Raw genomic sequence first — 13,495 nt, 5'->3', positions numbered from 1 at the left:
CCCAAACGGGGCGGGACTGACCCGATCGTCAGGTGGTGCCACCAACCATGACGTTTTGCTCATCCGCTACCGCCGAGCAAAACCGATTTCGCCCTCGGCTTTTGGCCGCATACAAGGCCTGATCGGCACGGCTGACCAGTGACTCGATGCGATCATGCGTGGTGGGCACCACCGATGCCACCCCCAGGCTGATGGTCACCATATGGCAATCGGCCTGGGCATTGGGGATCTGCAGGCTCCGCACCGCCTGCAGCAAACGGCGCGCCAGCTTTTCGGTCTGTGCCAGGCTCAGCCCCGGCAGCAACAAAATAAACTCCTCGCCGCCGTAACGGGCCACCATGTCCCCTTCCCGGTGCAATTCACCGGCCAGTGCCTGCGCCACCCGGTACAAGCACTCGTCACCGGCCTGGTGGCCATATTCATCATTGAACCGCTTGAAGAAGTCGATATCTGCCATGATCAGGCCAAGCGGGCTTTGCTCCCGCAGTGCCCGTCGCCACACCGACACCATATGCTGATCAAAGCGCCGCCGATTGGCTATCCGGGTCAGCTCGTCAATCTCGCTCAGCCGGTGCAGTTCGGCGTTCATCTGCTGCAGATGCAGGTTGGCCTGCTCCAGTTGTTGCTCCGCCTGCCGGCGCGCCTCGACAAACACCGCAAAGGTCGAGCCCATCAGGCTGATTTCATCGTGCCCTTCACAGGGAATGGGCCCGTCATGTCCCTGCTGATGGGCATGCATGGCGGCACTGAGCCGATTGATACGCAACACTATGGCCCGTCGAATATAAACAACGGCCCCCACGGTAATGGTGATCAGTGCCAGCGAGGCCAGCAGCAGTCCGAACAGCGAACGGCGGATCATGCGTTGATGAACGGTAATGGCCTGCTGCGCCGCGGCTTTTAACTGCAAATGATAGTTGAAGGTGGCACTGGTCAGTTTTTGGGCCAGCACTCGGGTTTGTCTGGCCGTGGCCAGGGTGGCCCGCCCATGTTGAAGCAAGGGACGTCGGCTGGTGAAGATGCTCGGCAGGGTACGGTTCAATCGTTCCCGCAGCTCGATAAAATCTTTCGAGACCAGCGGCAAGGCCGCCAGCTGTTGCAACTGTTGCTGGCAAGCACCGTGCAAGCGGGCAATTTGCCCCGGGCGCTCGGCACTGAGGGCGGCGGCGGCATAACTCAGGGCCGCCAGGGCATGACCGACAAAGCGCTGATCTGCCGTGGGCAAGGAAGCCGTCGTTGCCACCGGTGGCAACTGCTGCAGCAACAGAAACAGTTCATCGATGCGATTCAGGTGGGCGGTCTGCAACGACTGCTCGGCTGCCAGCCGCGTATCCAGTCGCTCAAGGCTGCTGAAAAAGGGCTGTTGCCAACGATCCAGCTCGGCCCGGGTTTGGTCATCCACTACATCACTGGCATCAACCGCATCCAGACGCTGACGGGTGGCCTGATAAATGCTGGCCAGATTTTCGGCGCGGCGATTGCCGGCACTGATGGAACGCTCGCTGCTGACCAGCATTTCGAACACTTCGGCGGCAATGGTTTCTGCATCCCGAGTCAGCTCGGCGGCGGTCATGGCCCGGTCAAAGTGACTGCTGGCCAGGGTGCTGAAACCGCGATACTGGCTGTACATGACATAACCGATCACCGTCACCGACAGCAGGTAGAGGCCGAACACGGCACCGATAATCAGGGTCAGTTTACTGCCAATGCTGTAACGAGGCCGGCGGCGAAAAACGGGCAGCAAGGTCGTTGTCTCCTTCACTGAAACAGCGGCGCAAACAACAGGCCGCCCCGCGACCAGGGTTGGTTGAGACCGGGTTCCACATTGATGGCGGTGTCGGGACCATAATGCCGCCGATAGATCTCGCTGTAATTACCGACGCTGCGAATGGCCTGATAGGCCCAGTCGGCCGGCAATCCCAGTTGCCGGCCAAGGTTACCGCTGTCGCCGAGCAGGTTGCGAACCTCTGCATCACTGCTGTTGCCGCGCAAAGCCGCCACCTCGGCCTGGGTAATGCCTTTTTCGTCGGCCAGGATCAGCGCATGCACCACGGCGCGAATCACCCGCGACCATTCGGCGTCATCGTTTCTGACCATGGGGCCGATCGGCTCCCGGGTGAAGGTCAGCGGCAGAATACGGTAACGGGCGGGATTGTCGGCGCGATGAGCGCGATTGATGGCCAGATTGATGCGGTCGGCACTGTAGGCATCGCAATGGCCACGAAAGAAGCTGTCGCCGTTGGAAAACAGAATACGGGCATCGAGCCGTTCGCGCGCCAGCAGGTTGACCAGATTGCGGTGGGTGGTGGTGTTTTCGGTTACACAGACGGTTTTGCCAGCCAGATCGGCCAATTCGTGAATATCGGCCTGCTCACGGACCATCAGGCCCTGGCCGTCAAACAGATAAATCGCCGGAAACGCGACCTGATAGCGGTGTTCGCGGCCCAGCGTCCAGGTGGAGCTGTACATCACCACATCGGCCTGGCGCTGCTGCAGGCTGGTAAAGCGAGTGGTGGCGTCTACCTCTATGTACTGCACCCGCTTCGGATCACCGAACAGGGCTGCGGCGGTCGCCCGGCAAAAGTCCACGTAGAAACCGCGCCAGACCCCCTCGTTATCGATGGCGCTGCGCCCGGGGTCGTCCGGAAACACGCCACAACGTATGTCGCCATGCTGAAGAGCCTGCTGCAGGGTACCCGCACTGGCGTCCCAACCGGGCAACCACAGGCCCAACAGCAACACCAGCAGCTTTCCTTTATCAAGCAATGACATCTGCATGTCCTACATCCTTGTAACCAGTTGTCATGGTGACAGATTGCATCATTGCAGGCCAGAACGCCGCAAGTTTTAATTGGTCATAAATTTGTTGTAGACGTCATCACAAGCGGCGCATCCATGAGCAAGCACCTCGGTCGCCCATCAGGGCCTGATGTTCTGGTTCAGGTGAAACAGATTGTCGGGATCATACTGGCGTTTCAGCTGCACCAGCCGTGCATAGTTGTCGCCATAGGCCGCCTTTACCCGTTCGCCTTCTTCTTCGGTCATGAAGTTGATGTAAACACCGGCAGAAGCATACGGTGCCGAGGCCTTGAAAAACTCGCGCGCCCAGGCAATGCAGCCGGCGTCTTGCGCGGTGTCGTCCCAGCGGGCATGCACATTCATTACAAAGCGGGCGTCTCGGTGCCCATAAGCCATTGCGTTGGCCGGCACCCGATTGGCGGCGCCCCCGATCATACCGATGAAAATTTCGCACTGGGGGTCGGGCAGTCGCTGCGCATAGCTGACCAGAGTATCCAGCGCCTCATCGTACAGCTCGGTAAAGTTATGTGATTTCCAGTAGTTTCTGGCCCCCGGCGTCAACAGGGGATCAAACGCCTGCTGCCACTGCACATAAGGCTGCTCGCCAATATGCTCGCCGTGGGCGGTACCAAAGTCGCGTAGCGGCGCTATCAGCGGCTCGGCCTCGGCCAGCGGCCCGGCGTAAAAGATGGCCAGCACCACCACTTCCTGCCCGTGTATCGGCTCGGGCAAAAACGGCAACGGCGGGGCCTTGCGCATCACCACCCACACATTGAGCCGTTCGGGTGCACCGTTCATGTAATCACGGTATTGCTGCAACACCTGGGTTGCCTGCGCCATGGGAAACACCAGTAGCCCGGCGGTGATCTCCGGCCCCACCGCATGCAGCCGGTATTCAAAACGGGTAATGATACCGAAATTGCCGCCCGCCCCGCGCACCGCCCAAAACAGATCACCGTTTTCCTGCTCACTGGCCCGAAGCGATTTTCCCTCGGCGGTCACCAGCTCGACCGCCAGCAAATTATCTACCGTCATGCCGTGTTGCCGGGTCAGCCAGCCAAAGCCACCGCCCAGGGTCAAACCGGCCACGCCGGTGGTGGAGTTGATGCCGAGCGGCGTGGCCAGCCCGTGCTGCTGGGTGGCCAGATCCACATCGCTCAGCCGGGCACCCGGCTCCACCAGAGCTATTTTATTGGCCACATCAACCTGTACCCCGGTCATGGTCGACATGTCGATCATGATGCCGCCCTCGCACACCGCATTGCCGGCAATATTGTGGCCGGCGCCGCGCACCGAGATATCCAGCTGATACCGGCGCGCAAAGTCGAGGGCCGGGGGCACGTCAGCCGCCTCGGCGCAGCGCACTATCACTTTGGGGTGACGGTCAATGGTGGCGTTCCACACCTTGCGCACCTCGTGATAATCGGCATCTTCGGGCAGCACAATCTGGCCCTTTACCACCTTTTTCAGGCCGGCAACGGCATCCTTGGATATAAGTGTCATGATGGTGTCCTTGAAATAACAGACTCAACAGAATAGCCGGCTTCAAGCGAGTAACCGCTAACCCGGTACCGCTGGCCAAGCAAGCGCCAGCCAGATTTGACTCGCTGATAAGTTTAGCAGCCGGATGCCTGCTTTCGGCCGCGTTGACGGAAGGTCGGCGCCCTGCTAAGCCTAAAATACTGCATGGATAGAACATTAATCGTCCTGATTAATGTACGCTGTACCATGTTAAGGAGCTAAACCATGAATAATCTGGTTTCTCTTCCCCGTGTTGCGCTGGGCCTGGTGTTCGGCGTTGCCTGCGGTGCCACCCTGGCCGCCACCCCGGAAGAAAAAATAGCCAGCGCCATGAGCGCCGCCCCACCTTCGGTCAGTGCCACCGCCACCATAATGGACTGGCCGGCCGAAGAAGGTGCCGACATGACGGAGTTGCGCAAAGGCGACAACGGCTGGACCTGCCTGCCGGATATGCCGGCCACCACCGGCAACGACCCCATGTGTCTGGACGCGGCCTGGTTGGATTGGGCGCACGCCTGGATGAACAAGCAGCCGCTGACCAACAAGGGCATGGGCTTTGGCTATATGCTGCAGGGCGGTACTCCCGAAAGTAATACAGACCCTTACGCCACCGAGCCCACCGCCAGCAACGAGTGGATTAGCGAGCCGGTACCGCACCTGATGATACTGGTGCCCGATAACGCCATGCTGGAAGGACTGCCCACCGATCACACCAATGGAGGCCCCTGGGTTATGTGGCAAGGTACGCCCTATGTGCATATTATGGCGCCCATGCCGGCTTATCAGCCCTAGGTCCATCCAACGCCTTATAATACAGGCCCCACCGCTGGCAACCGTGGGGCTTTTTCAATCACGCTTTTTCAGCTAACTTGTTCCAAGCAATCATATTTCAGCCAACTCATTTTCATCCAACCATGAGGCCGCCATGATCATCACCCTGTCCATCCAGCTCGTTGCGGGCATGTATGCGGAAGCAGACTGGGGCTGTAAACTGGAAATAGAAGAAAACAGCTCGCTGCACGATCTGCATGACGCCATTCAGGCTGCGGTCGGTTTTGATAACGACCACATGTATTCGTTTTTTATCTCCCGCCGAGAATTCGGCTCGGAGCGCATTCATTTTGACGGCGAAGAATACTCGCTGGACGCCAGCATAGGGCCTTTGTTTCCCCTGTCCAAGGGCAAGAAGCTGTTCTACTGGTTCGATTTTGGCGACGACTGGATTTTTCAGATTTCCAAATCCCGCAAGCAACCAAGCGAGCCCCAGCCAGGCCGACACTATCCCTTAGTCACCGCCGAAACCGGCAGCAAGCCGGAACAATACAAGGGCTACGATCCGGCGGCAGAAGACGAGTGGTAACCAAATAGCGCTAACAACGTAAAAACCGGCAGCCGCCAACGCAACTGCCGGTTCAATCATCTGCTGTATTGAGAAGAGCTTACAGAGTTTTCGGCAGCACCTGCTCGATAGCCTGCAGGGCACAGCCTTCGTCGATGGCGGCACCGCCGGCACCGGCCACGCCAATGGCGCCAATCACCTGGTTACCCACTTTCAGCGGTACGCCGCCGCCCAGCAGCAACAGCTCGTCCAGCGTGTTCAGGTTTTCTGACTCGGGGTTGTTACGGGCTATTTCAGACAGCTTGCGCGAGGTGGTTTTGGTGGACAGCGAGGTAAAGGCCTTGCGCTGGGCCGCCAGGGTATTGTGCGGGCCGACATTGTCGTCACGCTGCAGGGCAACCAGGTTACCGCCACGGTCGACTACCGCGGCGACCGCAGTGCGGCCGTCGGCATGACAGGCCGCCATGGTGGCGTCCAGCAGCTGGTTGGCCAGGTCCAGTGACACATCGGCTCTGTGTTCAATGCCGCCTTCTGTGGTCAAAACAGGCGCAGCAAAGGCAGGAGCGGCACACAGGGTCAGAGCCAGCAGTGAACGGCGAGCAGTTTTTATCATCATCATTATCTCCATGAATGTTTGGCTTGGCAGGCATATCAGGATGAGCGCCAATGCGAGCCATACTGCCAGCCCAACGCCGTCAAACTCATTGCCACTTGATTACCATGTTGTAATGACCGCCCTGCTCCGCCGTTAAAGTGAACATCAAACACCGCTGCCATACGCTCTGTTGTTGGGTCGACGTCAGTCGACCAGCACAACTACTCCGCTATTCCGCTATTTGTATGTAGGTGTATGTAGGCGCAAATTTGCAGGTGAATGCAGAGATAGCGATCCTGCACCCATCGGACAAAGGGCCCGCTCCGCCGACTCGCAACGAGCACATCCATGTGAGCTCAGATATGCCATCCATGGCATATCATGGTCGGCAGAACGGCTCCCTTTTCCCTCTCCGATGCAGTGGCAGCTGCCTGATGGTATCGGCAGTTGTTCTGCCTTTTTCTTGATACTTGTCACTGATAACTGCCTCTTACCCACTTCCATTATGCTTGCGACCCTGATTATAATGGCAGAGCTTCATATGAGTTTCATGAAGAGATATTGAGCGAAGTATAAAAATAAAGATACCGAAGCTGCCTGATATAAAGGCTGTGATTCTGTATTCATTCCCATGCATGCTCTTTTGTTGTTACTTAGCAATGAATATTAGCCGCCTTTTGTGCCCCAGCTTCAAGCGATAGATACTAGAAATCAATACTGGAGAGAAAAAATGAAACTTAATAAATTTGGCTTTTTGGTCCTTGCCGTTGGGTTATCGACCCTGTCTGGGTGTTCCACCTACCGCACCAGCTCTAATATACCGTCACAAACGGCATCGGCAATAGATAAAACCTCTCAGGTCATTATCTCGGAAGGTGATATCAAAGACCGAAACTATGAAGAAATTGGTCCGATTGAAGTTTCTGTCAAAAAGTTGACCGTCTTTCATAAAGACCCAACGAAAGAGCAGGCTAATGAAGCTCTCATTGAGAAGGCCAGAATGGTCGGTGCCAACGCTGTCGTTAACGTCAGTTACAAAAGCGGAGTTGGTCTTACCACTTGGGGCTACATGGATGCAAAAGGTACGGGAGTGAAGATTGTTGAGTAAACATCATATTAAACAACGCTTTAACGTGATTCGTACCACATGGTCTTTTTAGCTGAACTTGATGATGGCGCGATAGCAGAACCTCGGTATCGCGTCACTATTTTTAACAAGTCTCTGATTGATGAGACAGTACCGACATTTATCCTTATTTAGCCTGTAGCTACAAACTCTTGACCTGGATCAATACACGGCTTGACATGCGATGTCATGTTGCTAGTGTAATAAATCAAACCAATAGCGCGAGGCCAATATAATATGTCTTTAGAAAAACACAGCTTGTTAAAAGAGTTCCCCGATCATCATCACACTATTCGCCACCTGAAAATGAATGATCGTCACTTCGCCAAGTTATTTGATGATTATCATGAAATCGACAATGAAGTATTTAAAATCGAGGCAGCAGATCGGCCTACCGGTGACAGTCATCTTGAAGAGTTAAAGCTGAAACGTGTCAATCTGAAAGACACCTTGTTTAATCTGGTAAAAAAAGAAGAATCGGCTCAATAATCCATTATGCTTAACATCACAAAAAGGCGCTACTGCATATGCGGTAGCGCCTTTTTTAATTCGGCACACTTTTCTCAGTAATCAAAGCCGGGCTGGGCTTTAACGCCGGCATCAAAGGCGTGTTTGATCGGTTGTACTTCACTCACGGTGTCGGCCAGCTCGATGATGGAGCGGTGGCAACCACGGCCGGTAATGATCACGTGCTGGTGTTTGGGCCGGTTTTTCAGTGCCGTCAGCACCCGGTCCAGATCCAGATAGTGATAGGCCACCATGTAGGTGAGTTCGTCCAGCAGCACCAGATCGATACCGGGGTCGGCCAGCATTTTTTCGGCCGGCAGCCAGGTTTGTTCGCAGGCGGCCATGTCCTGTTCCCGGTTCTGGGTTTCCCAGGTAAAGCCGGTGTTCATGACCTCAAAGGGCACGCCCACTTTTTGCAGCAGGTTACGCTCGCCGCATTCCCAGCCGCCCTTGATGAACTGCACCACGGCCGCGCTTTTGCCGTGGCCCACGGCCCGCGCCACTGTGCCAAAGCCGGCGGTGCTCTTGCCCTTGCCGTTGCCGGTAATCACCATCAGCACGCCGCGCTCATCGCTTGCCGCCGCCACTCTGGCGTCGACCGCCTCTTTTACTTTTTGCTGCCGCTGCTGGTGGCGTTCGGCCTTTACCTGATCACGGTTATTGTCGTTTGCTTCGCTCATGGGGTTCCTTATTGCATGCAGTCTTGTAGTAATTCCGGATTGAGATGTTGCTCCAGCACGTCGGCCAGCCGGTCGAGGTTGGCTTCCCGAATGGCGTTTTGATCCTGCGCCTGCTGGCTGTTCTCCAGACCGGCCCAGGCCAGCAATTGATTGCAGGCGTCGGGGTGGTCGAACAGGCCGTGCAGATAGGTGCCCAGCACCTGGCCGTCGTCAGACAGCAGACCGTCGGCAACGCCGGTTTCGCCCGGCTCGCCATCGGGCCCGGCGGCAAACAACCGAAAAGGCTGTAGCCCCGGTTGCAGCACCCGGCTTTGGCCGCAGTGAATTTCATAGCCTTGTACCGGGCAGCTTGCGCCCTGATCACCATCCAGTTGCAGCGACCCCGCCACATTACGCAGCTGTTTGCTCTGCCGCAACTCGGTGTCTATCGGCAGCAGACCCAGGCCTTCACTCTCGCCCGCCTCGCCTTCGATTCCCAGCGGATCACTAATGCGCCGGCCCAGCATCTGGTAGCCGCCGCAAATACCCAGCAGCTTGCCGCCGTAGCGTAAATGGCGATTCAGTGCCTTGCCCCAGCCCTGCGCCTGCAGCGAGGCCAGGTCGTCACGTACCGACTTGCTGCCGGGCAGAATAATCAGGTCGGCCGCCGGGCACTCGGCCGGATCGGCGCTCACGTGCATCAGGGTCAGCTCTACCCGCGGATGCAGCCGCAGCGGATCGATGTCGGTATGATTGCTGATGCGTGGTGTTACCAGCACCAGCACCTTGAGCGGGCGTTCTTCTGCGCTGGTGGTGGCGGTGCGGCACATGGCGTCTTCGGCATCCAGCTGCAGGTTGTCGAGGTAGGGCAGCACGCCCAGCACCGGCTTGCCGGTCATTTCTTCCAGCATGGTCAGGCCGTTTTGCAGCAGGCTGATGTCACCGCGAAAACGGTTGATCACAAAGCCCTTGATGCGCGCCTGCTCCGACTCGCTCAGCAGCATCAGGGTGCCCACCAGCTGGGCGAACACGCCGCCCTTGTCGATGTCGGCCACCAGGATCACCGGGCAGTCTGCCGCCTCGGCAAAGCCCATGTTGGCGATGTCGTTGTCGCGCAGGTTGATCTCGGCCGGGCTGCCCGCTCCTTCTATCAACACCAGCTGGTGCCGTTGGCGCAGCCGGTCAAACGAGTCCAGCACCGCATCCAGCATACGCTGCTTGTAGTGCCTGGCCTCGGGCCCAAAAAAGTCTTTCGCCTCCATTACCGACAACGCCCTGCCCTGCACTATCACCTGGGCCTGGGTGTTGCTCTGGGGTTTCAGCAGCACCGGGTTGAAGTCGGTTTCGGCCGGCAAGAAACAGGCCGCCGCCTGCAGCGCCTGGGCCCGGCCGATTTCACCCCCGTCGATGGTCACCGCGCTGTTCAGCGCCATGTTCTGCGGTTTGAACGGCGCCACCCTGGCGCCGCGCCGGGCAAACAGCCGGCACAAACCGGCCACCAGGGTGGTTTTGCCGGCATCGGATGCGGTGCCCTGCACCATCAGGGTATGGGCGCGGCCATCTGGCCTGGGCGAAAATGATGAGGTCATGGGCTTGTCCTTGCCAGATACCGGGTAATGAGTACTGGGTGCTAACGAGTCTGGGCGCACCATATCACAGCGGCTAAAGGATGTAAGCGGCTAGCCGCGCCGTTGCAGAGCGGCGCCCAGATTACGAAAGTAGCGCTCAAAGGCGGCGTTGATCCGCCTGCGCTGTTCGCCCTGCGGATACAAGCCCATCTGTGCTTCTTTTGAGTGACGAGTACCTTTTACCAAAAACGGGTTTTGAATGGCGCTGTCTTGCACAAAGGCTTCAAAGGCGCGAGCACACAGCTCTTCCGGCTGGCTGTAGTAAACCGTGCCCAGGCGTTGGTCTGTGGCTGCCGACACAGTAAACAGGGGGCTGGGCCCAGCACCGTCGGCATCCAGCAAAATGGTGTGAAAACAGTCGAACAGCAAATCGTTGAGCGGATGACTCTGGGTAGCCGCTTCATTCAGCCAGGCGTGGGAGGCAAAGGCACCAGGGGCGGTGCCCCGCGTCGCCTTGTCGGCCATGTAGTGATCGAACGCATGAAACCATTCGTGGGCAATGCTGCCGGGGCCGGCGTTTTTCGCCAGCGAAAAGCAGCGGGTGGCCGGATTATAATGGGCCGACACGCCGGGACGACCGCCAATGCCGTATTGCAGCGAGAGGCTGCCACGCAGAGAAATCAGCATTTCGGGGCCATCCAGTATGCCCATCAGATCATACAGGGCCTGAAAAAACCGCGGCGCCGCCCGCTCTCGCTCGGCACGGGTAACCCAGCGACCGATTTCGATGCTGCGAAAGTCGAAGTGCCGCCGGATCAGGGTAAAGTCCATTGTTGGCCCGGTGCCCTGCCCGAACGCACCATTCGGCTCCTTCGCCGTTTCTTGGGTCATGGTTATCATCCACCTGACGTGATTCTGCCCCCAGCTTAACCGAGAGCGCTAACAGAGTTAAACCGCCGACCAGGATCGGCTCGTGCCGCTCCGTCCCTCGGCCAACTCGCGTTTACCATAACGCACTGCCGGTACGCTAAAGTGCAGCAAGATCCTCTTATTTTCATCTGATGACTCGAATGTATCCCTTGCGTCGAAAAAAAAGACCCACCTGAAACAAGACTGTCATAAAACTGCCGCACTGTAATAAAACCGTCACAAAGGCTCGGCATAGTGGCGCCAACTTTGAGATGAGGATGCGTGATGAGCCTTCAATCCACCGCCCTTCCCGGCTCCGCAAACGAAAGCAACGTTCAGACCGGCTGGCTGTCCTGGCTGCTGGTATCATTCCTGATTTATATGCTGCTGGCCGCCGTGGGCGCCATCGGTTCCGGCTTCAAGGCCGCCGCCGGCAGCGATGCCAAAGCGCTGTTTGCCTTTGCCTCCAATCCGGGTATCGCGCTGATCGTCGGCGTGGTGGCCACCTCGCTCATTCAGAGTTCCAGCACCGTCACCTCCATTATTGTCGGCATGGTCGCCGGGGGCCTGCCCATTTCCATCGCCATTCCCATGATCATGGGCGCCAATATTGGTACCTCGCTCACCAGCACCCTGGTCAGCCTGGGCCATGTTCGCAATGGCGAGGAGTTCAAGCGGGCCTTTTCTGCCGCCACCGTGCATGACAGCTTCAACATTCTGGCCGTGGCCATACTGCTGCCGCTGGAGCTGCTGTTCCGGCCGCTGGCCACCGCGTCCGAATACCTGGCCGGCCTGCTGGTCAGCGACGCCAGCGTCAGCATGAGCGGCATGAATTTCATGAAGGTGGCTCTCTCCCCTGCCTCCGACATACTCAAGGCCAGCGTATCCTGGCTGCCCGGTATCTGGTCCGGCGTGGCGCTGATCCTGATTGGCATCGGCCTGATCCTGATGGTGGTCACCCAGATTGGCAAGGTACTGCGCACCCTGATGGTGGGGCGCGCCATGAACATACTGCATACTGCCGTGGGCCGCGGCCCGGTGTCCGGCATGGCCTCCGGCACCCTGGTTACCGTGCTGGTGCAGTCGTCCTCCACCACCACCTCGCTGATTGTACCGCTGGCCGGTACCGGCGTGTTCAGCCTGAAGCAGGTCTACCCCTTCATTCTGGGCAGCAACATCGGCACCACCATCACCGCCCTGCTGGCGGCCACCGCCATCAGCGGCGCCGCAGCCACGGTAGCGCTGCAAATCGCCCTGGTACATCTGCTGTTCAACCTGCTGGCCATCGCCGTTATCTACGTGCTGCCGTTTCTGCGCCAGGTACCGGTGATCATGGCCGAAACCCTGGCCATCCAGGCCCAGCGCAACAAGGGCTATGTCGCCGCCTATATCGTGGGTGTGTTTTTTGTACTGCCGCTGATGATAGTCGGCATCAGCCGCCTGTTCTGAGACGTACGTTCCGTCGTCGGCCCTTGCCACACCGGCAGGGGCCGCCGGTTCGGTAGTATCATCCGGATACACTCCCCTCCTTCAACGTCGCCGGCAACCGCGGCCTGAGATTGGCCACCCCGGCTCCCAGCATGATCAGCACCAGTGCCGCGACCGTGGCCAGCCGCCATTCATTGACACCCGCCAGCACCAGCACCACGGACGACAGCAGGGGCGTGGCGAAGCTGAGGGAAGCCAGCAACTGCCGGTTGCCCTGTTTCAGGCCCCGATCCCACAGGTAGAAGGCGCCCCCCACCGGGCCCAGCCCCAGCAGCAAGGCGCCCATCCCTTCCAGAGCCGAGAACGACCAGTGCCCCTGCTCGGTGGCCAGGTGCACCAGCAGCGACAGCAACGCCACCGCCAGCGACACCCAACCGATATCCTCGGCCTTGCCCCGGCTGCGGGACAGATACCAGGAATACCCGGCCCAGATCAGCGCACAGCACGACGCCAGCCCGTAGCCCACCAGGCTGCCACCGCTGTGACCCGCGTCACCGGCAGGCGCTATCAGCACCGCCACCCCACCAAAGCCCAGCAGTCCGCCCATGGCGGCAAGATGCCGCCGCCCGCGACCGGCCACCAGCAGGCTGAGCAGCAGCGGCCACAGATAGACGATCAGGCTGACTTCCAGCGGCGGCGCCCACTTCAGGGCGGTAAAATAACACCAGTGAAAGCCGAACAGGCCGGTGATGCCCACCAGCCACTGGCCGAATCCCAGGTTGGGCAGGCTCAGCAGCGGCCGGCGATGAATCAGCCGCCCGGCAAACATCAGCAGCGCCGAGACACTGAAACAAATAAAAAGCAGCTGAAAAGCCGGTATGGCGGTGGTAAGCGCGCCCAGTAGTGCCAGCAGGCTCCACAGGGTGATTGCCATCATTCCTTGCAATGTGGCCATGATTCTTTCCTCTACAAACAGGTATGACTGCAGAGTGTACAGGGAGATGCCCTGAGAGATTGTGCCCAGAAGCCGGCAGACTTGTCCGG

At 58.5% G+C, this 13,495-nt stretch carries 13 protein-coding genes; 5 read left to right on the top strand and 8 right to left on the bottom strand.

Annotated elements, in window-relative coordinates; translation table 11 throughout:
* Nucleotides 1-28: 28 nt before the first annotated feature.
* The 3 genes from Q0753_RS01795 to Q0753_RS01785 all read right to left on the bottom strand — a co-directional run bounded on the left by Q0753_RS01795 (nucleotide 29) and on the right by Q0753_RS01785 (nucleotide 4,302).
* Entirely contained in the window at nucleotides 29-1,744 is a 1,716-nt protein-coding gene (locus tag Q0753_RS01795; RefSeq protein ID WP_298716283.1) for a GGDEF domain-containing protein, read from the bottom strand.
* A 14-nt stretch (nucleotides 1,745-1,758) separates the two neighbouring features.
* Nucleotides 1,759-2,778 (bottom strand): amino acid ABC transporter substrate-binding protein, encoded by a 1,020-nt coding sequence (locus Q0753_RS01790; protein WP_298716280.1) that lies wholly within the window; start codon nucleotides 2,776-2,778, stop codon nucleotides 1,759-1,761.
* A gap of 141 nt (nucleotides 2,779-2,919) precedes the next feature.
* Nucleotides 2,920-4,302: an FAD-binding oxidoreductase gene (locus tag Q0753_RS01785; protein WP_298716277.1), complete on the bottom strand. Its 1,383-nt coding sequence runs from the start codon at nucleotides 4,300-4,302 to the stop codon at nucleotides 2,920-2,922.
* A 243-nt stretch (nucleotides 4,303-4,545) separates the two neighbouring features.
* Between Q0753_RS01785 and Q0753_RS01780 the strand changes: the two genes are divergently transcribed.
* Together Q0753_RS01780 and Q0753_RS01775 are read left to right on the top strand one after the other, a co-directional pair.
* Nucleotides 4,546-5,112 carry a hypothetical protein gene (locus Q0753_RS01780; protein ID WP_298716274.1) on the top strand — a complete coding sequence of 189 codons (567 nt, stop codon included), beginning with the start codon at nucleotides 4,546-4,548 and terminating at the stop codon, nucleotides 5,110-5,112.
* Nucleotides 5,113-5,245: 133 nt separating this feature from the next.
* Nucleotides 5,246-5,680 (top strand): hypothetical protein, encoded by a 435-nt coding sequence (locus Q0753_RS01775; protein ID WP_298716271.1) that lies wholly within the window; start codon nucleotides 5,246-5,248, stop codon nucleotides 5,678-5,680.
* Nucleotides 5,681-5,759: 79 nt separating this feature from the next.
* Here Q0753_RS01775 and Q0753_RS01770 read toward each other — a convergent pair whose 3' ends face one another.
* On the bottom strand, nucleotides 5,760-6,275 hold the full coding sequence (locus Q0753_RS01770; protein ID WP_298716268.1) for a heme-binding protein: 516 nt from the start codon (nucleotides 6,273-6,275) through the stop codon (nucleotides 5,760-5,762).
* A gap of 709 nt (nucleotides 6,276-6,984) precedes the next feature.
* Between Q0753_RS01770 and Q0753_RS01765 the strand changes: the two genes are divergently transcribed.
* Both Q0753_RS01765 and Q0753_RS01760 read left to right on the top strand, forming a co-directional pair.
* Nucleotides 6,985-7,362, top strand: a complete 378-nt coding sequence (locus tag Q0753_RS01765) for a heavy metal-binding domain-containing protein (protein WP_298716266.1) — start codon at nucleotides 6,985-6,987, stop codon at nucleotides 7,360-7,362.
* Between the two features lie 255 nt (nucleotides 7,363-7,617).
* Complete coding sequence (locus tag Q0753_RS01760) at nucleotides 7,618-7,869, top strand: DUF465 domain-containing protein (protein ID WP_298716263.1); 252 nt, start codon at nucleotides 7,618-7,620, stop codon at nucleotides 7,867-7,869.
* A 74-nt stretch (nucleotides 7,870-7,943) separates the two neighbouring features.
* Here Q0753_RS01760 and cobO read toward each other — a convergent pair whose 3' ends face one another.
* The 3 genes from cobO to Q0753_RS01745 form a co-directional block, all read right to left on the bottom strand.
* Entirely contained in the window at nucleotides 7,944-8,567 is a 624-nt protein-coding gene (gene cobO, locus Q0753_RS01755) for a cob(I)yrinic acid a,c-diamide adenosyltransferase (RefSeq protein WP_298716260.1), read from the bottom strand.
* An 8-nt stretch (nucleotides 8,568-8,575) separates the two neighbouring features.
* Complete coding sequence (locus tag Q0753_RS01750) at nucleotides 8,576-10,135, bottom strand: cobyric acid synthase (protein ID WP_298716258.1); 1,560 nt, start codon at nucleotides 10,133-10,135, stop codon at nucleotides 8,576-8,578.
* 90 nt (nucleotides 10,136-10,225) lie between these two features.
* The gene (locus Q0753_RS01745) at nucleotides 10,226-11,005 is read right to left on the bottom strand and encodes a CLCA_X family protein (RefSeq protein ID WP_298716255.1); all 780 of its coding nucleotides are present in this window, start codon (nucleotides 11,003-11,005) and stop codon (nucleotides 10,226-10,228) included.
* Between the two features lie 303 nt (nucleotides 11,006-11,308).
* Here Q0753_RS01745 and Q0753_RS01740 point away from each other — a divergent pair, with 303 nt between their 5' ends.
* The gene (locus tag Q0753_RS01740) at nucleotides 11,309-12,472 is read left to right on the top strand and encodes a Na/Pi symporter (protein WP_298716252.1); all 1,164 of its coding nucleotides are present in this window, start codon (nucleotides 11,309-11,311) and stop codon (nucleotides 12,470-12,472) included.
* Between the two features lie 58 nt (nucleotides 12,473-12,530).
* On the opposite strand, the gene Q0753_RS01735 is transcribed toward Q0753_RS01740, so the two are convergent.
* Nucleotides 12,531-13,406 carry a DMT family transporter gene (locus Q0753_RS01735; protein ID WP_298716249.1) on the bottom strand — a complete coding sequence of 292 codons (876 nt, stop codon included), beginning with the start codon at nucleotides 13,404-13,406 and terminating at the stop codon, nucleotides 12,531-12,533.
* Nucleotides 13,407-13,495 lie beyond the last annotated feature (89 nt).

The organism is uncultured Oceanisphaera sp. (assembly GCF_947495715.1).
In the GTDB taxonomy this organism is placed as follows: Bacteria; Pseudomonadota; Gammaproteobacteria; order Enterobacterales; family Aeromonadaceae; genus Oceanimonas; species Oceanimonas sediminis.
This window is presented reverse-complemented; position numbering and strand designations above follow the sequence as displayed.

Coding starts and splice junctions, on each gene's coding strand:
- Q0753_RS01790 (WP_298716280.1), bottom strand. CDS start 2,778: ATGCAGATGTCATTGCTTGATAAAGGAAAGCTGCTGGTGTTGCTGTTG.
- Q0753_RS01785 (WP_298716277.1), bottom strand. CDS start 4,302: ATGACACTTATATCCAAGGATGCCGTTGCCGGCCTGAAAAAGGTGGTA.
- Q0753_RS01780 (WP_298716274.1), top strand. CDS start 4,546: ATGAATAATCTGGTTTCTCTTCCCCGTGTTGCGCTGGGCCTGGTGTTC.
- Q0753_RS01775 (WP_298716271.1), top strand. CDS start 5,246: ATGATCATCACCCTGTCCATCCAGCTCGTTGCGGGCATGTATGCGGAA.
- Q0753_RS01770 (WP_298716268.1), bottom strand. CDS start 6,275: ATGATGATAAAAACTGCTCGCCGTTCACTGCTGGCTCTGACCCTGTGT.
- Q0753_RS01765 (WP_298716266.1), top strand. CDS start 6,985: ATGAAACTTAATAAATTTGGCTTTTTGGTCCTTGCCGTTGGGTTATCG.
- Q0753_RS01760 (WP_298716263.1), top strand. CDS start 7,618: ATGTCTTTAGAAAAACACAGCTTGTTAAAAGAGTTCCCCGATCATCAT.
- cobO (WP_298716260.1), bottom strand. CDS start 8,567: ATGAGCGAAGCAAACGACAATAACCGTGATCAGGTAAAGGCCGAACGC.
- Q0753_RS01750 (WP_298716258.1), bottom strand. CDS start 10,135: ATGACCTCATCATTTTCGCCCAGGCCAGATGGCCGCGCCCATACCCTG.
- Q0753_RS01745 (WP_298716255.1), bottom strand. CDS start 11,005: ATGACCCAAGAAACGGCGAAGGAGCCGAATGGTGCGTTCGGGCAGGGC.
- Q0753_RS01740 (WP_298716252.1), top strand. CDS start 11,309: ATGAGCCTTCAATCCACCGCCCTTCCCGGCTCCGCAAACGAAAGCAAC.
- Q0753_RS01735 (WP_298716249.1), bottom strand. CDS start 13,406: ATGGCCACATTGCAAGGAATGATGGCAATCACCCTGTGGAGCCTGCTG.